Annotated in this window: 16 protein-coding genes and 4 pseudogenes; 7 read left to right on the top strand and 13 right to left on the bottom strand. The window is 62.5% G+C overall.

What is annotated here, in order from left to right; genetic code table 11:
* Positions 1-111: 111 nt before the first annotated feature.
* The gene (locus tag B2S33_RS03535) at positions 112-423 is read right to left on the bottom strand and encodes an NGG1p interacting factor NIF3 (protein WP_288649856.1); all 312 of its coding nucleotides are present in this window, start codon (positions 421-423) and stop codon (positions 112-114) included.
* A gap of 3 nt (positions 424-426) precedes the next feature.
* On the bottom strand, positions 427-4,326 hold the full coding sequence (gene purL / locus B2S33_RS03530) for a phosphoribosylformylglycinamidine synthase (protein ID WP_027913811.1): 3,900 nt from the start codon (positions 4,324-4,326) through the stop codon (positions 427-429).
* Positions 4,327-4,680: 354 nt separating this feature from the next.
* Between purL and mltF the strand changes: the two genes are divergently transcribed.
* Complete coding sequence (gene mltF / locus B2S33_RS03525; RefSeq protein WP_028687083.1) at positions 4,681-6,138, top strand: membrane-bound lytic murein transglycosylase MltF; 1,458 nt, start codon at positions 4,681-4,683, stop codon at positions 6,136-6,138.
* 9 nt (positions 6,139-6,147) lie between these two features.
* Here the strand turns inward: mltF and tadA are convergent, their stop codons facing one another.
* The 6 genes from tadA to B2S33_RS03495 all read right to left on the bottom strand — a co-directional run bounded on the left by tadA (position 6,148) and on the right by B2S33_RS03495 (position 11,374).
* Positions 6,148-6,627, bottom strand: a complete 480-nt coding sequence (gene tadA / locus B2S33_RS03520; protein WP_023533384.1) for a tRNA adenosine(34) deaminase TadA — start codon at positions 6,625-6,627, stop codon at positions 6,148-6,150.
* A complete protein-coding gene (locus B2S33_RS03515) occupies positions 6,627-8,009 on the bottom strand; it encodes a multicopper oxidase family protein (protein ID WP_028687082.1) in 1,383 nt (460 codons plus the stop codon). Before B2S33_RS03515 ends, tadA begins: the two co-directional genes overlap by 1 nt.
* A 154-nt stretch (positions 8,010-8,163) precedes the next feature.
* Positions 8,164-9,597 carry a M48 family metallopeptidase gene (locus B2S33_RS03510; RefSeq protein ID WP_286885260.1) on the bottom strand — a complete coding sequence of 478 codons (1,434 nt, stop codon included), beginning with the start codon at positions 9,595-9,597 and terminating at the stop codon, positions 8,164-8,166.
* Positions 9,594-10,271, bottom strand: coding sequence for a hypothetical protein (locus B2S33_RS03505; RefSeq protein ID WP_288649854.1), 678 nt, complete (start codon positions 10,269-10,271; stop codon positions 9,594-9,596). Before B2S33_RS03505 ends, B2S33_RS03510 begins: the two co-directional genes overlap by 4 nt.
* Positions 10,264-10,923 (bottom strand): hypothetical protein, encoded by a 660-nt coding sequence (locus B2S33_RS03500; RefSeq protein ID WP_286885264.1) that lies wholly within the window; start codon positions 10,921-10,923, stop codon positions 10,264-10,266. The genes B2S33_RS03505 and B2S33_RS03500 overlap by 8 nt, the downstream gene beginning before the upstream one ends.
* Positions 10,924-10,939: 16 nt before the next feature.
* Positions 10,940-11,374, bottom strand: coding sequence for a hypothetical protein (locus tag B2S33_RS03495; RefSeq protein WP_027913805.1), 435 nt, complete (start codon positions 11,372-11,374; stop codon positions 10,940-10,942).
* 176 nt (positions 11,375-11,550) lie between these two features.
* Here B2S33_RS03495 and B2S33_RS03490 point away from each other — a divergent pair, with 176 nt between their 5' ends.
* Both B2S33_RS03490 and B2S33_RS03485 read left to right on the top strand, forming a co-directional pair.
* Complete coding sequence (locus tag B2S33_RS03490) at positions 11,551-12,498, top strand: helix-turn-helix transcriptional regulator (protein ID WP_027913804.1); 948 nt, start codon at positions 11,551-11,553, stop codon at positions 12,496-12,498.
* 188 nt (positions 12,499-12,686) lie between these two features.
* On the top strand, positions 12,687-14,633 hold the full coding sequence (locus B2S33_RS03485) for a putative bifunctional diguanylate cyclase/phosphodiesterase (RefSeq protein ID WP_286885267.1): 1,947 nt from the start codon (positions 12,687-12,689) through the stop codon (positions 14,631-14,633).
* A 56-nt stretch (positions 14,634-14,689) separates the two neighbouring features.
* On the opposite strand, the gene B2S33_RS03480 is transcribed toward B2S33_RS03485, so the two are convergent.
* The gene (locus tag B2S33_RS03480) at positions 14,690-15,625 is read right to left on the bottom strand and encodes a LysR family transcriptional regulator (RefSeq protein ID WP_027913802.1); all 936 of its coding nucleotides are present in this window, start codon (positions 15,623-15,625) and stop codon (positions 14,690-14,692) included.
* A gap of 138 nt (positions 15,626-15,763) precedes the next feature.
* Between B2S33_RS03480 and B2S33_RS03475 the strand changes: the two genes are divergently transcribed.
* The 3 genes and pseudogenes from B2S33_RS03475 (at position 15,764) to B2S33_RS21525 (ending at position 19,168) form a co-directional block, all read left to right on the top strand.
* On the top strand, positions 15,764-16,993 hold the full coding sequence (locus B2S33_RS03475) for an FAD-dependent oxidoreductase (RefSeq protein ID WP_128610230.1): 1,230 nt from the start codon (positions 15,764-15,766) through the stop codon (positions 16,991-16,993).
* A 174-nt stretch (positions 16,994-17,167) separates the two neighbouring features.
* Positions 17,168-18,049 (top strand): annotated as a pseudogene (locus B2S33_RS21530) (cache domain-containing protein); the annotation flags it as partial.
* Positions 18,035-19,168, top strand: a complete 1,134-nt coding sequence (locus tag B2S33_RS21525; protein WP_371259659.1) for a methyl-accepting chemotaxis protein — start codon at positions 18,035-18,037, stop codon at positions 19,166-19,168. The pseudogene B2S33_RS21530 and the gene B2S33_RS21525, both read left to right, overlap by 15 nt.
* 480 nt (positions 19,169-19,648) lie before the next feature.
* On the opposite strand, the gene B2S33_RS03465 is transcribed toward B2S33_RS21525, so the two are convergent.
* Both B2S33_RS03465 and B2S33_RS03460 read right to left on the bottom strand, forming a co-directional pair.
* Positions 19,649-19,909 carry a hypothetical protein gene (locus B2S33_RS03465; RefSeq protein ID WP_280076647.1) on the bottom strand — a complete coding sequence of 87 codons (261 nt, stop codon included), beginning with the start codon at positions 19,907-19,909 and terminating at the stop codon, positions 19,649-19,651.
* A gap of 185 nt (positions 19,910-20,094) precedes the next feature.
* Positions 20,095-20,229: pseudogene (locus B2S33_RS03460) on the bottom strand (IS5/IS1182 family transposase); the annotation flags it as partial.
* Positions 20,230-20,513: 284 nt separating this feature from the next.
* On the opposite strand from B2S33_RS03460, the gene B2S33_RS03455 reads away from it, so the two are divergent.
* A complete protein-coding gene (locus B2S33_RS03455; protein ID WP_027913797.1) occupies positions 20,514-21,008 on the top strand; it encodes a hypothetical protein in 495 nt (164 codons plus the stop codon).
* 135 nt (positions 21,009-21,143) lie between these two features.
* Here the strand turns inward: B2S33_RS03455 and B2S33_RS03450 are convergent.
* A pseudogene (locus B2S33_RS03450) lies at positions 21,144-21,414 on the bottom strand (IS630 family transposase); the annotation flags it as partial.
* A gap of 215 nt (positions 21,415-21,629) precedes the next feature.
* Positions 21,630-22,059: pseudogene (locus B2S33_RS03445) on the bottom strand (GMP synthase (glutamine-hydrolyzing)); the annotation flags it as partial.

The raw sequence follows: 22,059 nt of genomic DNA, 5'->3' as shown, positions 1-22,059 counted from the left end.
AGAACTTAGAACTTAGAACTTCCACATCATCAGGCAGGATATCGAAACCCATCAAAACTCCCGACCCAACCTGTAAGAGGCTAACTCACCCCTCACCCACCACGACGAGCATTAAAAGTCCACCAACCGATAAACCTCATAGGCCGGCGTCTCATACGGATGACTCTGCTTGAGCGCAGCAACAACCTGACGAATCAGGTCATCGCCCACCACAAGCTCCACCCTCCACTCCTCCACCACCTCGACCTGACCCGCCCGCCCAAGAAACGGCGAACTGCCGTCCAATGGACGAAACTGGCCCTGGCCCAAGGTCTGCCAAGCACAGTGGTCATAATCACCCATGTGCCCACCACCTGCGGCGAACACAGCAGCCTTGACCACCTCCACATGGCTGGCAGGGGCGAAGAAGGCGAGCTTGTACACGCCTTAGTTCACCCACACCCGCGCATTGCGGAACATACGCATCAGCGCCGCATCTTCCTGCCACTCATCCGGGCGCCACGAGTTCTGCACGGCACGGAACACACGCTCCGGGTGCGGCATCATGATGGTCACGCGGCCGTCGCGGCTGGTGAGCCCCGTGATACCGCGTGGCGAGCCGTTGGGGTTGGCCGGGTAGGCCTCGGTGACCTTGCCGTGGTTGTCCACGTAACGCAGCGCCACGCAACCGGACACATCGGCCTCCAGCAAGGCCTCTTCACTGGCGAACTCGGCATGGCCCTCGCCGTGGGCGATGGCGATCGGCATGCGCGAACCGGCCATGCCCTGCAGGAAGATCGAGTTGGACTTCTGCACCTCGACCATGGCCACCCGCGCCTCGAACTGCTCGGAGCGGTTACGCACGAAGTGCGGCCAGTACTCGGTGCCCGGAATCAGCTCGTGCAGGTTGGACATCATCTGGCAACCGTTGCACACCCCCAGGGCGAAGCTGTCGTTACGCTCGAAGAACGCCTGGAAGGCATCACGCGCACGGCTGTTGAACAGGGCCGACTTGGCCCAGCCCTCGCCTGCACCCAACACGTCGCCGTAGGAGAAGCCGCCACAGGCGACCAGGCCCTTGAAGGCCTCGAAGTCCACGCGACCAGCAAGGATGTCGCTCATGTGCACGTCGATGGCCGCGAAACCGGCACGGTCGAAGGCAGCCGCCATTTCGACCTGGCCGTTGACGCCCTGCTCACGCAGGATGGCCACTTGCGGGCGCACGCCTTTCTTGATGTAGGGCGCGGCGATGTCGTCGTTGACATCAAAGCCCAACTTGACCGACAGCCCTGGGTTGTCTTCTTCGAGCAGCAGGTCGAATTCCTGATCCGCGCAATCGGCGTTGTCGCGCAGGCGCTGGATCTGGTAGCTGGTCTCAGCCCACTGGCGCTGAAGCATGCGGCGGTCGTCATCGAACAGCACTTCGCCGTTCAGGCTGATGGAGACTTCGGCGTTGTTGACCGGCTTGCCGATCACCGCCACGCACTGCTCACCCAAGCCAGCGGCGCTGAACTGGACCAGTACGTCCGGGGTAGCGTCCTGACGCACCTGAATGACCGCGCCCAGCTCTTCGTTGAACAGGATGGCCGGGATGTCGGCCTTGCTGTCGGTCAGCGGATCGAGGTGCAAGTCCAGACCGCAGTGACCCGCGAAGGCCATTTCCAGCACGGTGGCGAAGAGGCCGCCGTCGGAGCGGTCATGGTAGGCCAGCAGGTGGCCGTCGGCATTCAGGCCCTGGATGACGGCGAAGAACGCCTTGAGGTCTTCGGCATCGTCCACATCCGGCGCCTGGGCACCGAGCTTGCCGTAGGTCTGCGCCAGGATCGACGCGCCCATGCGGTTCTTGCCACGGCCCAGGTCGATCAGGATCAGGTCCGTCTCGCCCTTGTCCATGCGCAATTGCGGGGTCAGGGTGCCGCGGATGTCGGTAACCGGCGCAAAGCCGCTGACGATCAGCGACATCGGCGAGGTCACGCTCTTGTCCACGCCGTCCTCGCTCCACTTGGTTTTCATCGACATGGAGTCTTTGCCGACCGGAATCGTCAGGCCCAGCTCTGGGCACAGCTCCATGCCCACAGCCTTGACGGTGTCGTACAAGCGGGCGTCTTCGCCCGGGTGGCCGGCGGCCGACATCCAGTTGGCCGACAGCTTGATGTCGGACAGTTTGTCGATACGCGCGCCGGCCATGTTGGTCAGGACCTCGCCGATGGCCATGCGCCCGGAAGCCGGGGCATCGAGCAGGGCCAGCGGGGTACGCTCGCCCATGGCCATGGCTTCACCGGTGTACACGTCGAAGCTGGTGGCGGTGACGGCACAGTCAGCCACCGGCACCTGCCAGGGGCCGACCATCTGGTCGCGCGCCACAAGGCCGGTGATGGTGCGGTCGCCAATGGTGATCAGAAAGCTCTTGCTGGCAACGGCCGGGTGGTTCAGCACGCGCTGCGCAGCGCTGTCCAGGTCCAGGGTGCTCGGATCGAAGTCGTCGCCCAACTCGGCTTCGCGGCTGACCGAGCGGTGCATGCGCGGCGGTTTGCCGAGCAGCACGTCCAGCGGCATGTCGACCGGCGTGTTGCCAAAGTGGCTGTCGGTCACAGTCAGGTGCGGCTCGGCAGTCGCCTCGCCGACGACTGCGAACGGGCAGCGCTCGCGCTCGCAGATGGCCTGGAAGCGCTCGAAGTCCTCGGCGCTGACTGCCAGTACATAGCGTTCCTGGGATTCGTTGCTCCAGATTTCGTGCGGGGCCATGCCCGGCTCGTCATTGGGCACGTTGCGCAGCTCGAAGCGGCCACCGCGACCGCCGTCGTTCACCAGTTCAGGGAACGCATTGGAGATACCGCCCGCCCCCACGTCGTGGATGAAGGCGATGGGGTTGTGTTCACCCAACTGCCAGCAACGGTCGATGACCTCCTGGCAACGGCGCTCCATCTCGGGGTTTTCGCGCTGCACCGAGGCGAAGTCGAGGTCGGCCGAGCTGGCGCCGGTGGCCACCGACGAAGCGGCGCCGCCACCCAGGCCGATCAGCATGGCCGGACCGCCCAACACGATCAGCTTGGCACCGACGGTGATCTCGCCCTTCTGCACGTGATCTTCGCGGATGTTGCCCATGCCGCCGGCCAGCATGATCGGCTTGTGGTAACCGCGCACTTCTTCGCCGTGCGGGGTGTTGATGGACTGCTCGAAGGTACGGAAGTAGCCGGTCAGGGCCGGACGCCCGAACTCGTTGTTGAAGGCAGCGCCGCCCAGCGGGCCTTCGACCATGATGTCGAGGGCGTCGACGATGCGGCCAGGCTTGCCGTAGTCCTGCTCCCAGGGCTGCTCGAAGCCTGGGATGCGCAGGTTGGACACGGTGAAGCCGGTGAGGCCGGCCTTGGGCTTGGCGCCACGGCCGGTGGCACCTTCGTCACGGATTTCGCCGCCAGAACCGGTCGATGCCCCGGAGAAGGGAGCGATGGCGGTCGGGTGGTTGTGGGTTTCCACCTTCATCAGAATGTGTACCGGCTCCTGCACCGCACCATACTGGCGGGTTTCAGGGTTCGGGTAGAAACGACCAGCAACGTTGCCGACGATGACCGAAGCGTTGTCCTTGTACGCCGACAGCACACCTTCGCTGTGCATCTGGTAGGTGTTCTTGATCATGCCGAACAGGCTCTTGTCCTGCGCCTGGCCGTCGATGTCCCAACTGGCGTTGAAGATCTTGTGGCGACAGTGCTCGGAGTTGGCCTGGGCGAACATCATCAGTTCGATGTCGTTGGGGTTGCGCTTGAGGCCCTGGAACGCGGTGACCAGGTAGTCCACCTCGTCCTCGGCCAATGCCAGGCCGAGGTCGATGTTGGCCTGGGCCAGAGCGTCGCGGCCACCGGCGAGGATGTCCACCGACGTCATGGGCCTTGGCTGGGCGTGGCTGAACATGTCGGCGGCCTGCTCAAGCTGGCCCAGCACGCGCTGGGTCATGCGGTCGTGCAACTGCGCCGACACCTGCTCGGCCTCGGCGTCGCTGAGGTCACCGGCAACGTAGTACGCAATGCCGCGCTCCAGGCGCTGGATCGACTGCAGGCCGCAGTTGTGGGCGATGTCGCTGGCCTTGCTGGCCCAGGGCGAAATGGTGCCCAGGCGCGGTACGACCAGGAACAGGCGACCGGCGGGCTCCTGCACCGGTACGCTCGGGCCGTACTTGAGCAGACGGCCCAGCACCTGCTGCTGGTCGGCGGTCAGCTCGCCGTCGGTATCGGCGAAGTGGGCAAATTCGGCATACAAACCAGTAACAGCGGGGACTTTCTGGCTCAGTTGCTCGAGTAACTTACCGTGGCGAAAGGCAGAAAGGGCAGGAGCGCCGCGCAGGATCAACATCGTCGGGACAGCCTCAGAAGGGGTGTGCTTGGAGGCCGTGCATTCTAGCCTAATTCGTTGGCTTGCGGCACCCGCTGTAGCGCATGGCTGCCGGGCGGCGGAACCGGACCGGCGGGTCAAAATTTCCGGGGGTTCGACCACTTGTCAGGGGCCGTGTTGGCAGCTCATCGGCAGCGCCTGCCCGGGCTGGCAAAAGGGGGGGTGATCGCTCTGATGCAGGGCCTGCACCCTGTACCAGACCATGAACGCAGCGCTGGACGGTGCGCACGAGTGACAAACCCCAGTAAGCGCTATCAGACAAGCTAGCCGTTGTCGAGATATGGCACGGCCAGTCCTTTGCGTATACTGCAACCTATGTTCACCCACACTGCTTTGCGCCAGCGTTGCGCCAGATGGCTTTTCGCAACCGGACTCTTTCTGCTGCTTGGTGGCTGCGTTGAAAAACCCAGTACCCTCGAGCGCGTGAAGGAGGACGGTGTGCTGCGCGTGATCACCCGCAACAGCCCGGCCACCTATTTCCAGGATCGCAACGGTGAGACCGGCTTCGAGTACGAACTGGTCAAGCATTTTGCCGATGACCTGGGCGTGAAGCTGGAAATCGAGACCGCCGACAACCTCGACGAACTGTTCGACGACCTTGGCAAGCCGTCCGGCCCGGTGCTGGCAGCCGCCGGCCTTGTCAGCAGCGAACGGCGCCAGGTCCAGGCGAAGTTTTCTCACCCCTACCTTGAGGTGACGCCTCAGGTCATCTACCGCAATGGCCGCTCGCGCCCGACCAGCGCCCAAGGCTTGGTCGGCAAGAAAATCATGGTGCTCAAGGGCAGCAGCCATGCCGATCAGCTGGCCGAGCTGAAAAAACAGTACCCGGGCCTGCAATACGAAGAATCCGATGCCGTGGAGGTGGTCGACCTGCTGCGCATGGTCGACGAAGGGCAGATCGACCTTACCCTGGTCGACTCCAACGAACTGGCCATGAACCAGGTGTACTTCCCTAATGTGCGCGTGGCCTTCGACCTGGGCGAGTCTCGTGACCAGCGCTGGGCCGTCGCCGCAGGCGAGGACAACAGCCTGCTGAACGAGGTGAACGAATTCCTCGACAAGTCCCAGAAGAATGGCACCCTGCAGCGCCTGAAGGACCGCTATTACGGGCATGTCGACGTACTGGGCTATGTGGGCGCCTACACCTTCGCCCAGCACCTGCAGCAACGTTTGCCCAAGTACGAAAAGCATTTCAAGAGCTATGCCAAGGTCGAGCAGGTGGACTGGCGCCTGTTGGCCGCCATCGGCTACCAGGAATCCATGTGGCAGCCGGAGGTCACCTCCAAGACCGGCGTGCGTGGCTTGATGATGCTGACCCAGCGCACCGCCCAGGCCATGGGGGTTTCCAACCGCCTGGACCCCAAGCAGAGCATCAAGGGTGGCGCCAAGTACTTCATGAAGATCAAGGCCGAGCTGGACGACAGCATCCAGGAGCCCGACCGCACCTGGTTCGCGCTGGCCGCCTACAACGTCGGCAGCGGCCACCTGGAAGATGCGCGCACCCTGGCCAAGCGCGAAAAGCTCAACCCCAACAAGTGGCTGGATGTGAAGAAGATGCTACCGCGCCTGGCGCAGAAGCAATGGTACCGCCAGACCAAGTACGGCTATGCGCGGGGCGGCGAACCGGTGCACTTCGTCGCCAACATCCGCCGCTACTACGACATTCTCACCTGGGTTACCCAGCCTCAGCTCGAAGGCCAGGTGGCCGAGGGCGACCTGCATGTACCGGGTGTGAACAAGGCTAAACCGGCAGAGCAATCAGCGCCGTTGTAGCCGGTCCCGTCACGGCTTGGCCCGGCGAGCCTTGAAGAAGTCACTGAGCACTTGCCCGCACGCTTCGGCCATCACGCCCCCCTCCACCAGCACACGGTGGTTCAGGAAGCCTTGCCCGAAGAACTGGCCCTGGCTCTGCACGATCCCGGCCTTGGGTTCCAGTGCGCCGAAGACCACGCGCATCACCCGCGAATGCACGATCAAGCCGGCGCACATGCTGCACGGCTCCAAGGTCACGTACAGCGTGCTACCCGGCAGGCGGTAGTTGCCGACCGCCCGCGCGGCGGCGCGGATCGCCACCATCTCGGCATGGGCGCTGGGGTCGCTGTCGGTGATCGGGCGGTTGAAGCCCTGGCCGATGACCTGGCCGTCCTGCACCAGCACAGCGCCCACCGGCACCTCGCCCAGCTGGGCGCCCTCGGCGGCCAACGCCAACGCCATGCGCATGTAGGTCTGGTCATGGCTGCGGTCGATGATCTGCGGTCGCATCAGACCACCGCGATCGCGGCCATCAGGCCGGTTTCCATGTGGTCGATGACGTGGCAGTGGAACATCCAGGTGCCCGGGTTATCGGCGACCAGCGCAACCTGGGCGCGCTCGTTCTTGCCCAGCAGGTAGGTGTCGGTGAACCACGGCTCCTTGATGTCATGCCGGTTGGAACCAATCACCTTGAAGCTCATGCCGTGCAAGTGGATGGGGTGCTGGTACTGGGTCATGTTCTTCAATTCGAAAATGTAGCTCTTGCCCTTGGTCAGCGTCGCGATCGGGCGATCGGCGCAGGTCTTGTCGGTGATGTCCCAGGCCTGACCGTTGATCTGCCACAGGCTCGGCGGCTTGCCCTGGTCGGTGCCGACCGACACCTTGCCTGCCCACTCGAAGTTGAAGTTGAGCTTTTCGGCGTTTTCCAGGTCCGGCTCGGCGATGGGGTTGGGCGGCAGCGCCGCTGGCCAGTCGCTGGGCGCATCCGGGTTGGCCACCGCGCGCAGGGTGCCCAGGCGCACGAAGCCATCGCGAAGGGAGATCTCTTCGCCGGCCTCGGGAATGCGGATCGCCAGGCAAATGCGCATGCCAGGCCCCAGCCAGTAGTCATCCTCCAATGGCCGGGGGGTGACGGGGTTGCCATCGAGCGCGTAGATCCGCGCTTCGCAGTTGCCCTTGAGGTTGATGCGGTACGTCCAGGTGTTGTCCAGATTCAGCAGGCGCACGCGCACCACCTGCCCTGCCGGCAGTTCGGTCACGGCATCGGCTTGGCCGTTGATGGTGATCAGCCGCCCTGCCGTCCCATTGCGCGCCGCCTCGCGCGGGACGCTGAACGGCATCCAGCCCCCCTGCTCGTCCACATGCCAGGTCTTGAGGTTGAGCGTGCGCTCATGCTTGAAACCGGTGGGTTCGCGCTCCTCGACGATCAGCGGGCCCACCAGGCCCCGGCCCAGCTCTTCGGAGCTGCTGACATGGGGGTGGTACCAGTAGCTGCCGGCATCGGGCACCCGGAACTTGTAGTCGAAATACTCCCCTGGCTTGACTGGCAATTGCGACACATACGGCACGCCATCCATTTCCAGCGGCAAGCGGATGCCATGCCAGTGGATGGTGGTCTCGATCGGCAGGTGGTTGATGAAGCGCACGCGCAGCCAGGTACCCTGCCGCACGCGCAGCTCGGTCCCAGGGGCACTGGGCCCGAACGCCCAGGCTTGAGTCGTGTGTCCAGGGACCAGTTCGACGTCAAGGGGCGCTGCGATCAGCTCGTAGTCATGGCCGGCATTGTCATCTTCGACCTTGCCCAGCCAGTACCGCGCGGCGCCCCCCGCGCCCAGGCCAACCACAACCAGGCCGGTCAGGCCCTTGAGCATTTGTCGACGGGTGAAGGACATCGCAGCGGGTACCTCGTGTTCGGCACAAACAGTTCACCAGCAGGCGCTGATGAAGAAGGGCGAATACGATACACCTGCGAATGGGAAAGATTAAGTGAAGGATCAATCCGATGTGTCCTGGGCGCGCTCAATCGGCTTGAGCGCGCGCCCCCGTTCACAGTCGGCCGAACCAGTGGCGCTCCTCGACGCCCGGTGCCCGGGTAGCGGCGAACAGCAGCGCCGGGTCGGGCGCAACACCCAACGCCTGCAGGCGGGAAGCGGCTGCAGGGTGAGTGTCGAAGGGGTGCGCCATGGCGGCACCCAGCACCTCGTCGCCCACCTGCAGCGGGTGATGCTCAAGGTAGCCAGGCAGGGCTCGATCGATACCTTGTCCACCGCACGTCGCCAGCACCGTATCGACCGCAGGCTGCAGCGCAATGATGCGCAGCAAGGTCTGCGCAAACAGCCGTTGTCCGCCGACTGCAGCGCCTGCCTGGTCTGCCAGCAGCTCTTGCGACCGTCCCCAGTGCAGTACCGCACGCTGGAAATGGTGCAGGAACTGCCAGGCCATCCACAGCGTCGGGCGTTGCGTCCAGGGCGGGGGCTCGTCATCGCCCACCAGCGCCGAGAAATGGGCGCGCATCATGCTGAACTGTGCATTGGTCTGGCTGGCCCGTTCGGTATCCTGATGCCGGAAATGGCCCAGTTCGTGTCCAATGACCGCACCCGCTTCTGCCTGGCTGAGCATGCCCAGGTAAGGCAGCGGCAAGTACAGCGTGCGCCCCGCCAGCGGCAAGCCTGCAGGCTGAAGCAGAATCGGCACGCTGGTGACGAAAAAGCCCTGATCGAGGCCAACCACGATGTTGTCGGGGACCGGTGCCTGAAGCTGCGCCGCCAGGCCCTCGACCCAGCGCCATACCCCCGGTGCACTGTCCCGATCAAGCGCTCTGCCCAGAAAGGACGTGTTCTGATCGAGTACAAGCGGCCAGCGTCGATGCAACCGCCTGGCCAGTTGCAGGCAGACCAGCACGCACGAAGCCAGCGGCAACACGATGAACAGCACCGTCAACCCACCCTCGGCCACCCGGCTGGTCGCAACGCTCAGCTCGTACAGCAAGGCAAGGCTCAATGCGGCAGCCAGCAAGCCCAGATGCAGTACCAGCCACTTGCCCAGGGCACGCCAACGCTGGGTCATGTGCTGCTGCAGAAACTCAGATGAGCGCAGCGCCCGCCAGGCGTCCAGTCTGAGCCTGAGCCACGCCCCGGCCGCAGTGAGCAGGGCCAGAACCGCCAGCAGGCCGCTCGTGACTGCCAGGACCTTGCGCAGAGACTGCCCGCCAAGGCCCGCCTCATAGCGGTCCACTTCACGCTGAAACCGCTCACGTCGGTCTGCCTGGGGTAGGTATGGGTTACGCTCGGCCTTGGGCAGGGCCTGCAAGAGCGTGTCGCTTGGCGTATCCAGCCACTGGCGCATCACCTGAGCCTGCGCCTGTGCCACCTCGAGGCGCCAGAGTTGCACCTGGCTCCACCCCAGTACCAGCAGCGGCAACAGCAGCAGGGCCAAGCCCCAGCCCAGGCGCCTGAGCAGCCGTATGGCCCCGTTGCTCATGGCCCAGCCCGCCGCAGGGCATCACCCTGGCGAGCCACGGCCGGGAACAACTGTGCCAAGGTACGCCTGGCCTGTGCTGCCTGCAGGTAGGGGTAAAGCACGTCCACCAGTTCTGCCAGCGTGAGCCTGCGACCGGTCAGGGTGAAGTTGCAGGCCCACACCTTGAGCCGCAGGCCACCGGCAATCAGCTGGGCATCAGGGGCTGCCAGCGCTTTCAAGCTCGAGGCCTTGAGCACAGGTGCAGCACCGAACGCGGCAAGGCTGAACACCAGGTGCGTACTCAGCCGCCGTTGTTCGACATCGAAGCCCTCGAACGCTTCCCATGGTACTGGGGCCAAGGCGTTGGCGAAGCCGACCGTGTCACGGGTCACCACCAGTGCGCACTGCCCATGGCGCTGATACAGCGCCCAGGCGCAAACCAGGGCCACCAGCCCGATGCCGGCCAGCCCTGCACCGAACGCCCATAGCAACGCCACCACCGCGGTGGCGGTCTGCGGGCCGAAGACCATCGGCAAGCTCGCGAGCCAGCCACCGAGCCCAAGTGCCACCAGCCCGATGATTGCACACGCAAGTGCCTTGCCCAGCGAGTGCTCACGCAGCTCGAACGACTCATCAGGCCCGACGGCATGGACCTGCAGGTAGGCCAGGTCGTCATTGGCGCCGGAATTATCCATTGGCCTGCAGCAGCTCGAGCTGACGCTGAGCGTGGGCGGCATCGCAGTAGGCCGTCAGCACGGCCAGCACTTCTTCGTTGGACAGCTTGCGTCCGTTCTGCGCCAGCCCAGCCGACATGATACGGATCTGGGGGCGCGGCTTTTTCAGAACCATGGCCTGGTTACCGAAGAACTGCAGCCTCGCCACTCGGTGGGTAGGCAGTGCAGCATCGCTGCTCATCTCCAGCGTCTGCATCATCACCAGCCCTTCATCCTTGACCGAGATGTCCTGCACTTGGGCCAGGTCCACCGGCGCGTCCAACGTGTCGACGAACAGTTGGCGGCGCGTCAGGCGCATGAACACCTGGGTACCGGCGTTGCGGTGCTGCCAGGTCACAACAGCGGCGATGAGCAGGATGAAGGCGGTGGCCACGATCGGCCCGGTGCGCTGCATGCTGATGCCGATTCCGAACAGAATCAGGGCACCGACCAGCCATACAGGCCCCCACACGCGGTAACGGCGAGAGTTGGTGAATTCGCTCTGCTCCGGCACGCGCTCGATCACTTGCCGAAGCTCGGCGACCACGCGCTCGCGCTGGGCCGTGCGCGACTGGTCGTACTCATTGCCCAGCGAACCGGACAGGTCGGCCAATGGATCGGTATGTTCGCTCATGATCGATGCCCCTCGATTATTTCTTGGCAGCCAGGTAATCGGTCAGGAACGCCTCGGCGTTGCCCTGATGCGACAAACCTTCCGAGTAACCGACCTGGCGCGGTTGCGCCTCGCCGGGCAGGTACAGCTCGCCCCCCCACATGCCCTGGATGATCAGCACGACGAATTTCTTGCCGTCGACGTCGGTCCAGTAGCGGGTATCCTTGGCGGTTTTCTCAACGTGCATTTTCTGGATGCGCATATCCCAGTCGTGATCGACGCCTTCCACCTGCACCAGCGCCTCGTTGGCCGCGCGATCGCCAATGCGCAGCGTCCACACCTTGGCCCCTTCAGTGCCCAGGTAGGCGACGACGTTCTTGGCCACGTCCGGGCGGTCCTCGGCCTGGGCTTGACCGATACACAGGGTGAGCGCGGCAACCAGCAAGGCAGCCCATTTCCGATAAGCGAACATGATTTTGTTTCCTGATCTGCAACAAAACGCGTATTGAAGGACTCAATAGCCAGGCTGCCAACCCAGTTGCCCGTTCATCACAACAAACAGCCGGTTGGTCACAACGACTATTGTCGAAAATGTGCGCGCGTTACCATTTCCGGTCGACGCTGCCCCCACCGAGAAACCGAGCCTGCATGCAATCGCTAACCCCCTACCTGGATACCGCCTTCTGTTTCGACAGCCCTGGCTCCCTGGCCCAGGCAGGCGTGCTGGATACGCGTGCCGCTCATGTGATGGGCAGTGCCACGGGGCACTATCGGGCACAGACCGTGCGCCAAGGCTTGCAGTACTTCGACTGCCACCTGCACTTTCCGGAGCCCCTGCGCATCGACAAGGTGCTGCCAGAGAGCCTATGCATCGTGCAAGTGTTCGACGGCGCCTGGCAGCACAAGGTCGACGGCAGGCTGAACCAGTACGACACCGGTCGGCTGCACGTGCTTGGCCTGAGCGAGAGCCTCGAAGCCCAGGACCAGTTACCGGTCGACAGCCATGCGCGCATGGCCGGCGTGCGCATTGCCGGTGACGCGTTGCGCGAACTGGCTCAGGACGATCCCCAGTTCCACCCACTGCTGGCCCTGCTGGCCGATGGCATGCAGTTCGACCAGTTGCCCCAGTCCCCCTCGCTGAGCCGCCTGTTCCAGCAGCTTTATCGCTCGCCCTACAGCGGGAGCTTGCGCCGCCTGCACTATGAAAGCCTGAGCCTGGGGATCGTGCTGGAGCTGGCCAGCCATCTGTCGAGCCAGGCCCCGACACCTGAGCTGCAGCAAGACCGTGGCCGCCGCGACCTGGCACTGGAAACGCGTCGGCTGCTGGACACCAGCCCCACTGCCCCGCCGTCCGTCGCCGCCCTGGCCAAACAGCTGAAAGTGAGCGAGACCACCCTGCGCCGGGCCTTCAGCCAGCAGTTTGGCTGTTCGATCCTGCAGTACATTCGCCAACAGCGCCTGGAGCTTGCACGCCTCCTGGTGCTGGAACGCAAATGGCAAATCTCGCAGATCGCCTATCACATCGGCTATGCCAACCCGGCGAACTTCTGCCATGCCTACAAGGCCTATTTCGGCCACACCCCCGGCACGGAATAACCGGCGCTACTCACCGCGGCGTTGGCAGGCGGGAACGAAATCAAAGTGCCACCAGTCTGAACGATTGCAGCAACCAGAGGATCGGCCGATACGGTCCGTGAGAGCAGCGTCCCGCCCTGCTCGTTTCAAGCTGAAAAAGGGCAATCCGTTCGGTTTGTCACCTGGTTGTACTTTCAGAGCGTCGCCTGATGAAAAAAACACTACTCGGCCTGCGAGCTTTGATGTCCGTACCCAAGGACAACCCCGACCTGGTCAAGGCGCAATACATCGCGCTGTCGCGCCAGCTGCCCATGATGTACTTCATCCTGCTGATCAACACGCTGATGCTGGCGGGCACCCACTTCACGATGGCGCCGCGCTGGCTGGTGGTGTACTGCCCGATGATCATGACGGTGTTCGGCCTGGTCCGAGGGATAGAGTGGGTACGTACCCGCCGGCGCGTGCGCAGCCCGGCCCAGATGGTCACGGCACTCAAACGCACCAACACGCTCGCACCCTTCGTTGCCGTGGCCTTCACGGCCTGGTCGCTGGCGCTGTTTCCCTATGGCGACAGCTACACCCGGGCGCATGTCGCCTTCTACATGGCCATCACCGTGATCGGCTGCATTTTCTGCATGATGCACCTGTTGCCAGCGGCCTTGGCCACTACCGCTGTGGTCAACACAGCGTTCGTGGTGTTTTTCGCCTCCACCTCCATCATCACGTTCATTGCCACCGCGCTCGATGTGCTGCTGGTATCGATCGCCATGCTGGTCATCCTCAAGGCGCAATACACCGACTTCACCCGGCTGGTGAACATGCAGGCGCAAACGGCCAGGCTCAGCGAGGAAAACCTGCAGCTGGCCAACGTGGACAGCCTGACCGGGCTTGCCAATCGCCGGCAGTTCTTCTCCCGGCTCGACACGCTGTTGACCCAAGCTGGTGACCAGGGCGCCCGCCTGGCCGTGGGGCTGATTGACCTGGATGGTTTCAAGCCAGTCAACGACCTGTATGGCCACAGTGTGGGCGACCGGCTGCTGTATCAGGTCGGTCAGCGCCTCAACGAGTTGCTCGACGACAGCGTGCACCTGAGCCGGCTGGGGGGCGACGAGTTCGGCCTGATCATTACCCAGGCCCTGGATGACGAGCAGCTACGCGCCTTTGGCGAGAAGGTCTGCACGCGCATGCGCGAGCCATTCGTACTGGTGGACATCCCCATTCAGATCAGTGCGTCGCTGGGCATCGCCACCTTTCCGGATCAGGCATCGTCAGCCACGCAAGTGTACGAATATGCCGACTACGCGCTGTACCAGAGCAAGCGTCATCGCCCTGGCACGGCGTGCCTGTTCAGCACTGCCCATCGTCAGCAACTCAATCGACAAGGGCTGACCGAGCAGGCCCTGCGCAGGGCGGACCTTGATCGCGAGTTTCACATGGTGTTCCAACCCATCGTGGATATTCGCAGCGAGCGAACCGTTGCGTTCGAGGCACTGGCGCGCTGGGAAAGCCCGGAGCTGGGTCATGTGCCACCCAGTGACTTCATCCCGATCGCCGAGCGCATCGGCATGGTCAATCGCCTCACGCTGCCCCTGCTGACCAAGGCACTGGACACGGCCGCCAGTTGGCCTGCAGGCATGCGCCTGTCTTTCAACCTGTCTACCCATGACTGTGGCTCGGAAGAGGCCGCCCAGCAGATCGTGGCGTTGATCAGGAGCAGCCGGTTCGACCCTGCGTACCTGGACCTGGAAATCACCGAAACCGCAGCCATCCAGGACCTGCCACAAGCCCAGCGCGCCATCAGCCGCCTGCGTGAATTGGGCTGCGGCATTTCCCTGGACGACTTTGGCACCGGCTACTCCAGCCTCAGCCAGATCCATGCGTTGTCGCTGACCAAGCTGAAGGTGGACCGCACCTTCGTCACCGGCATCCAGCTCAACCCGGCCAGCTTGAAAATCGTCAAGTCGCTGATTGCCCTGTGTCAGGACATGCAACTGGAGTGCATCGTCGAAGGCGTGGAGACTGCGGCAGAACTCAACACCCTGAAGACCCTGGGCTGCACCTGGGCACAAGGCTACCTGTTCTCCAGGCCGATGCGCCCCAACGAGATCGGGGCGTGGCTTGAGGCCGAGCAATGGGTCAAGGTGAAGGCGATCTGACAGGCCGCTTTTTCGGCCGTGACAGCCTGCCGGTGTGAGCGCGCTTTACGCCGTGATCAACCTGCGCCGGCAGAACCGCCTGGCAAGCTGTGCATCGCCTCCAACCGCTCCCGAATGAACGCCAGCAGGGCGCGCACCCGCGCCGTCACTGAATGGCGGTGGCTATACGCCGCCAGCAACTGCAAAGGCGCCGGGCACAGATCCAGTACCACTTCCTGCAACCGGCCAGCCGCCAGATCGTCCTGGCAGGGATAAGCCGCCACAATCGCAAACCCTATCCCCTGCCGCGCGCCCGCCACGGCCAGCTCACCGCTGTTGACGCGGTAACGGCTGCGCACCGGTACCTTGACGATTTCGCCCTTGGCACCTTGAAACTGCCAGGGTTGCCCGCCGAGCGCGCTGAGCGTGGTGATGCAAGGCAGCGACTTCAGCGCTCGAACGTGCTGCGGGATACCTGTACGGGCCAGCAGAGACGGGGCAGCGACCACGATGCTCGGCAAGCAGGCCAGCTCGCAGGTGATGAACTCGCTGTCTTCCTGGCGGCCACGGTGAAAGAGGATGCACAGGTCCACGTCCTCACGCAGCACTTGCAGCCCAGTCACCCGGGTATCGCACTCAAGCTCGATGCCAGGGTGCAGGCTGCAAAATTCGGCCAGGATGGGCGCCAGCAGCCTGGGAGCCTCACCCGGCATACACAGCTTCAATGGACCTCGCAGCTCGCGCTGTACAGCACCGAGTGCTTCCTGGGTGCTGCGCAAAGCGTCGAGCAAGGGCTTGGCTCGTGCGTATAACAGCCGCCCCGCTTCGGTCATGCGCAGATGACGGGTGCTGCGCTCGAGCAGGCGCGTGCCGAGCTGTCGCTCCAGCGAAGCCACATGGCGACTGACATTCGAAGACGGCATGGCCAGCACACGCGAGGCGCCGACGAAACTCTGCTCATCCACCACCGCTGTATAAACACGGACCGCATTCAGATCGAGCTCATTGCGCACTGACTATCCCACCTGAGGTATGAAAACGTCCCATTTTTGCACGCTAGTGATCTGAAACGGGGAAATCTACGATTGCCCTTTGCCCCCAGCGCTCAATGACCTGGCGCGGGGCAGTGAATGAACAAGGAGGGCTGGAACGTGGACATAGCGATAGTGGGTGCAGGCATTGCAGGGCTGAGCGCGGCGCTGGCGTTGCGCAAGCAGGGCTTCAACCCACGGGTCTTTGAGCGCCGCAGTGTACCGGCAGCCGGAGGGGCCGGCGTGACGCTCTGGCCCAACGCCAGCTTTGTGCTGGAGCAGCTCGGCGTGTTGCACGCTATCCAGGCCGTCGGCGGCAGGCCCCTTGCCATGCGCCGGTACGATGCAGCCGGCAATGCGTTGGGAGGCCTGGATATCGAACTGCTGGACCGAACCATGGGCTACCCCACCGTAACGGTGCTGCGCCGGGATTTGCAGGACGTGTTGCTCGCACATGCAAGGCGGGCGGGGATCGCAGTCGAATTCGGCTGCCAGGCAGTTGCCATCGACCTGGATGCCCAGGGCCAGGCCGTGGCCCGCTTCGGCAACGGCACACGCATCCGCCCAGACGTGCTGATCGGTGCGGACGGGCGCATGGCATCGGTGACACGCAAGTTCGTCGCGGGCAACAACACCCCGCGCTATCAAGGGTTCGTGAACTGGATCGGCGTGGCCCAAGGGTCGCGCGCACTGGTGGACGATGTGTCGATCCAGGATTACTGGGGAACGGGGCAGCGCTTCGGTGCGGTGGCGGTTCGACCTGACCTGGTGTATTGGGCCGCCGCGCAAGCATGCTCGTCCAACGAAGGGGCTGGCCAAGCCGATGACCGGGCGCAGGTCGAGCATAAATTCGCCCAATGGCCCGAGCCCGTTTCACGCATCATCCGGGCAACCCCCATCCAGGCCGTCCGGCGAATTGCGGTCCACGACTTGGAACCGCTGCACACGTGGAGCCGCGCGAACGTGCTGTTGATCGGCGACGCTGCGCATGCGCCATTGCCCACCTCCGGCCAAGGCGCCTGCCAGGCCCTGGAAGACGCCTGGCACCTGGCTCGCTGCCTGGCCGTTGCCGGCAACGAGCCCACCGAGGCGTTTGAGGTATTTACAACGATCCGCGCCCCCAAAACCGCACGGCTTTCGGAACAGGGCCGGGGCTTTGCCCGCGCCTTGTTCGCAACGGATGCCCAGACGTGTCGGTTGCGCGATGAGAGGGTCAGGGCGTGCGACCCAGCGCGGGACGTGCAGGTGTTGGCCGCGGGATGGGCGCAGGGTTTACCGATGGCGGGAGGGGTGCTTGATACGCCGTTGCCTGAAGACGGCCGGGACAGCGTTTATCGTTTGAGAGGATGACGATGCTTCATGGGTATCAGAAAGTGTGCTCGGCTTTGGCTGATTCCCCCTCGACTCATAGCCTTTTTGCCGCCACCGGTCGTCCGCTCATACGAAACATGATGTAGCACCTCAACTATCGGGCTTGGCTGCCGTAATCAATGAAAGCCAACCTAAATTTTGTGGAGCTTCAGCATGTCGCTACTTCCCAATCGCATCTCCGGGCGCATGACCCTGGGAATCCTGACGTTGCTGGCACTCACCGCATTGGCGATCTATAGCGTCATGACCCTGGGCGGCAAGCCTGAACTGGTTGCAGCTGGCACCGAGGCGGCGGAACAGTCGGCCAGCGCCATCACCCGCCAGCTGGCCATGCAGGTGAACCGCATCGAGGGCACCGCGGCTGCGATGGCGCACCTGGCCGAGACCCTGCCCCGCGACGAGAACCTGATCAAGGCGAACTTGCCCAACGTGATCGACAGCCAAGGCGATACCGCCATTGCAGGCGGCGGGCTGTGGCCAGAACCCAACAGCTTCGTTGCCGGCACCGAACGCCGCAGTTTTTTCTGGGCACGCAACGCCAGCAATGGGTTGGATTACTCGGACGAGTACAACGCTGCGCAAACCGCGCCGTATCAGGCTGAGTCCTGGTACATCGGCGCCAAAGCCGCGCCCTTGGGCCGCTGTGTCTGGTCGGATGGGTACCAGGACCCGGTCAGTGGCGTCGCCATGACGACGTGCAGCGTGCCCTATCACGCCCAAGGCGCGTTCGCCGGCGTCGCCACCATTGACCTGAAGCTCGACGGCCTTGCGGCCTTCCTCAAGGCCAACGGCAATGTCACCGGTGGCTACGCCTTTGCGGTCGACGCCTCAGGTAACCTGCTGTTCTTCCCCGATGCAAAGAGCGCCAAGGGCTTGCCGACCCTTGCCGGCCTGAGCCAGGAACAACCGTGGTTCAAGCCAGTGGCCGATAGCCTGGCGAGCAAGCCGGCTGGCACCACCACCCTTTATCTGGATAACGATGCGCGCCTCGATGGGCCGGCCTACGTCACCCTGGCTACCATGGAAGGCACTGGCTGGCGCATTGGCTTGGTCACCCCCGAAGCTCGTGTTGTCGGCCTGGCGAACAAGCTCACCGGCCAGATCCTGCTGTTCCTGCTGCCCTTACTGGCCATTTTGCTGGGGCTGGCATGGCTGGCGGGCAAGCGGCTGCTCACCCAGATCGACGAAACCACGGCGCAAATCGAAAGCCTGGGTCAAGGCGGCCAGGCGGGTGCTCAGCTAGACGTTGTGCGCAATGATGAGCTGGGCGCTTTGCGCACGGCCGTCAACCAGTACGCCGGCTCTCTGCAGGCCATGCTGCGCCACATAGCCGAGGAGTCGGTGTCACTGGAAGAACAAGCCAACGAGCTGGCGCAACTGTCCACTGGCCTGGCCGATCGGGCAGAGGCGCAACGCGTGGACAACACCCTGCTCGCCACCGCCATCACCGAAATGTCGGCCAGCGCCAATGAGGTCGCGCGCAACACCACGGACTGCTCGGACACGGCTCGCAGCTCATTGGTCGAGGCGCAGAAGAGTCAGGACCAAGTCAGTCGCAACGGTGAATCCATCGAAGGCCTGGCGACCGACATCTCGGGCGCGGCCACCGCGATCACCCAGCTAGGCGAAGACATCGAGCGCGTAGGCGGCGTGCTGGAGGTGATCAAGTCGATCTCCCAGCAGACCAACCTGTTGGCGCTCAACGCTGCCATCGAGGCCGCCCGCGCTGGCGAACAAGGCCGCGGCTTTGCGGTGGTAGCCGATGAGGTGCGCACGCTTGCCGGCCGTACACAAACGTCTGCCAACGAAATCCAGGAAATGATCACCCATCTACGCGAGGCATCGTACGCTGCGGTCACCACCATGCAGCACGGTGCGCAGCGCACTCGCGAGTCGGTGCAGCAGGCCGTGGGCGTGGCCACGACCCTGGGCACCACCGTGGGTAGTTTCGACGACATCGTCCAGCGCGCCCAGCAGATCGCCGTCGCCGCCCAGGAGCAGAGCCACGTGACGCAGGAAATCAACGAGCTGGCGGTACGGATCCATGCGGCCAGTGAAGAAGGCGCCCGGGATGCGAGTACGCTCAGGGAGTTGGGCAAGGGGATGCAGTCGATTTCGGCGCGGCTGGGTGGGTTGAGTCGCGGCGGTCGTTAGGGCTTGGGCTTGGGCTTGGCAGCCAAGCATTGAGTGAAAGGCTGTTATCCAATGCAAATGGGGCCGCTAAGCGGCCCCGTCCCTTCCGGCCTCCTGTAAGGGAGCCGAAAGCGCTTCAGCGCAATAGCTCGGTGGCCAACACGCTGTTGCTAAATGGCGTGGATCACGCCCACGCTATTCCAAAAGCAGCCTTTCGTCTGCGTCGTCTCAATAGCCAATCTCGGCCAGTCGAGCAAATGCATGGTAGTGGCTATGAGATCAAGGGTGATTCATGGCGCCTGAGTTGGGAACCCATACTGGCTTGAATGAGCCAGCAGAAGCTGGCTCTTTCTTTTCTAGAGAACTACTTCAGGATCGGGATCTCAGCCAATCTACCCTTGAGCGTGATGGCGTCTCACGGCAGGTGCTCGGTGATACCCAAACCAACCACATCAGTCGCCTTGGATACACCGTTGATTAATCGCACGCCTTGGGCGACGCTCATTTTCCCTGCAGGGAAGCCTCGTAAGGGTCGCAGGCCGGGTTAGGCTCGCCGAAGAAGACCGAGCGACACTCAGTCGGATCCAGGACATCCAGATCGAATTGGATGGCCGGATGCTTGATCTCGTTGACGCGGTTCCACTCCAGCACGCTTGCACTAGATAAGATCTGCGCTTCTGGCGGCGCAACGTTCAGGCTATAGCGCTCGATGAACTCAGCCCCCTGACATGTCAGACCATCGTTCCGCAGCCATGCGAACATCACCTTCTTCGGTCAATATGCACCTTCACCTGCGCAGCGAGTGGGGTGTTTTATAAGTACCATGGAAACATCAATTACCCAGCGCTCTTGCTACACGAGCGACCCGTTGAATTTGCCTTGGTTCAACCGGCGCGCCGCCAGCCAAACGACACCCCCATCATGCATCAGCACTTGCATTCGGGAAGTAGCGACAGGCCTTTATCTTGAAGATAACCGTTAATGACCGCGAGCCTCGCGCAGGTCAGTGGATGCTATTCCAGTAGGTGCCGGAATGTCATGTTCGTGATGTCTTCAGGTATCGGGGCCCTCAGGGTAAGGCGGTCAGGCGTCATCACACTGCAGGACTTGACCGGCGACTTCCTCTCCGCGGCCATTACGCTAACACGGCGGTTAATCAACTGATATTTTTGCCAGTATGAAAATCTATAAGGGCGCATTACGTTAGGTACGACGAAAGACAGACTTGAAAACCTAGACAGGCTGCACGCGTCTATTTTTCAATGAGTTCGATTTTGTCTTCTGCGTCATTAACAATGACGCTGGGGCATGAAAATACTGTCTTTTTCCACAGCTGTAACATTCATCAACAGGATAGAGGTGTCTTATGGGAAAGCGAAGAGAGTCTGCCTTTAAACTTTACTTTGGCTATGACGAGAATAACTCTAAAGCCATTGTGAGGTTCACCGATGATGATGGGCTAGGTATCGGTCTTGACGGTGGCGATGTAGCCAAGACGACGGCGGGTGCAATCTACAATAAGGACAGATATGGACGCGCCTTTCGCACAGATCACACCGAAGGCAAATTAAGGTCTACGTTATGGGTTGAAGTTGTAGACAGCTGGGAAAAAGACGGTAACTGGGGTGGTTACCTTAAGGTTGCCTGCGAGCACTTGAAGGGTCAGTACATCGATAGCACAAAAGGATGGGTGAGGCCCTACAGTAAAAAGTTCGACCCCGTGACGTTCGTCGACAAGGGCGATTATTACGAGATCTGGCAAAGAGAGCCTGGGACGGGTAGGCCATTGAGTATTGAGGGGGGGGTCTTGAGGTTCATGGATGACAAGACGAATATTGGCCATTGGAATATCAAGGACTAAATAGCAAAGACCCGTGTTCCGCCTGGGTAGTTCGTTAATCTAAAAGCCTCTGAATCGTTGGGCTATTTATTCAAAAAGATAACGAACTACCCGTTCAGGGCACTCGTGTGGTGCTTCATAAGTATCATGGAAACATCATTTGCCCAGCGCGCTTGCTGCACGAGCGACTGAGAGGAGGCTGTCACCAGCCTTCTCATGCCACCGGAATGGTTTCGGAGTCTGGTTGACGTTTCCAAGTAGTGCTCAATCGATGCTTCTAGATCTTGACGCTAACCTGTGCCTGCCGCTTGATCCATTTCTCGCTCAGCGTTGAGAAAAAGCGCTCGACCCCATTCAGGCACGAGGCCGGAGTCGGTGTGAAGTGCATGTTGTAGCGCGGACGCGCCGCGAGCCAGGCCCTGACTTTCGATACAGTGTCAATACTGAGGCAAACGACATGGTATTGAGCGTCATGCATGGCATTAGATGCAGTCAATACCCCGTACCATGTCACACAAACACCGTGCTTGGCGATGCAGAACTCTATCCGAATTTGCCAAACGCAAAAAGCCAAAAGCCCGCAATTACGCGGGCTTCAGGGCATTTTTTGCTAGATCGTGCCGGGCTATACCGGACGCAGGATCACTCCCACTCAATCGTCGCCGGCGGCTTGCTCGACACGTCGTAGGTCACCCGCGAGATACCGTCGATCTCGTTGATGATACGGCCGCTCACGGTTTCCAGCAGTTCGTAAGGCAGATGAGCCCAACGCGCGGTCATGAAGTCCACGGTCTCGACGGCGCGCAGGGCGACGACCCAGGCGTAGCGACGGCCGTCACCGACCACACCAACCGATTTCACTGGCTGGAACACCACGAAGGCCTGGCTGGTCTTGTGGTACCAATCAGCCTTGCGCAGCTCTTCGATGAAGATATGGTCCGCGCGACGCAGAATGTCGGCGTATTCTTTCTTCACTTCACCCAGGATGCGCACACCCAGGCCCGGGCCTGGGAATGGGTGGCGGTAGACCATGTCGTAGGGCAGGCCGAGTTCCAGGCCGATCTTGCGCACT

The organism is Pseudomonas sp. UBA5568 (assembly GCF_002425525.1).
GTDB classification, from domain to species: Bacteria; Pseudomonadota; Gammaproteobacteria; order Pseudomonadales; family Pseudomonadaceae; genus Aquipseudomonas; species Aquipseudomonas fulva.
This window is presented reverse-complemented; position numbering and strand designations above follow the sequence as displayed.

Excerpts from the sequence above, each read along its gene's own strand:
- mltF (WP_028687083.1), top strand. The coding sequence starts at position 4,681 with ATGTTCACCCACACTGCTTTGCGCCAGCGTTGCGCCAGATGGCTTTTC.
- purL (WP_027913811.1), bottom strand. The coding sequence starts at position 4,326 with ATGTTGATCCTGCGCGGCGCTCCTGCCCTTTCTGCCTTTCGCCACGGT.
- B2S33_RS03500 (WP_286885264.1), bottom strand. The coding sequence starts at position 10,923 with ATGAGCGAACATACCGATCCATTGGCCGACCTGTCCGGTTCGCTGGGC.
- B2S33_RS03490 (WP_027913804.1), top strand. The coding sequence starts at position 11,551 with ATGCAATCGCTAACCCCCTACCTGGATACCGCCTTCTGTTTCGACAGC.
- B2S33_RS03515 (WP_028687082.1), bottom strand. The coding sequence starts at position 8,009 with ATGTCCTTCACCCGTCGACAAATGCTCAAGGGCCTGACCGGCCTGGTT.
- B2S33_RS03465 (WP_280076647.1), bottom strand. The coding sequence starts at position 19,909 with ATGTTCGCATGGCTGCGGAACGATGGTCTGACATGTCAGGGGGCTGAG.
- B2S33_RS21525 (WP_371259659.1), top strand. The coding sequence starts at position 18,035 with ATGGAAGGCACTGGCTGGCGCATTGGCTTGGTCACCCCCGAAGCTCGT.
- tadA (WP_023533384.1), bottom strand. The coding sequence starts at position 6,627 with ATGCGACCGCAGATCATCGACCGCAGCCATGACCAGACCTACATGCGC.
- B2S33_RS03495 (WP_027913805.1), bottom strand. The coding sequence starts at position 11,374 with ATGTTCGCTTATCGGAAATGGGCTGCCTTGCTGGTTGCCGCGCTCACC.
- B2S33_RS03455 (WP_027913797.1), top strand. The coding sequence starts at position 20,514 with ATGGGAAAGCGAAGAGAGTCTGCCTTTAAACTTTACTTTGGCTATGAC.
- B2S33_RS03510 (WP_286885260.1), bottom strand. The coding sequence starts at position 9,597 with ATGAGCAACGGGGCCATACGGCTGCTCAGGCGCCTGGGCTGGGGCTTG.
- B2S33_RS03485 (WP_286885267.1), top strand. The coding sequence starts at position 12,687 with ATGAAAAAAACACTACTCGGCCTGCGAGCTTTGATGTCCGTACCCAAG.
- B2S33_RS03505 (WP_288649854.1), bottom strand. The coding sequence starts at position 10,271 with ATGGATAATTCCGGCGCCAATGACGACCTGGCCTACCTGCAGGTCCAT.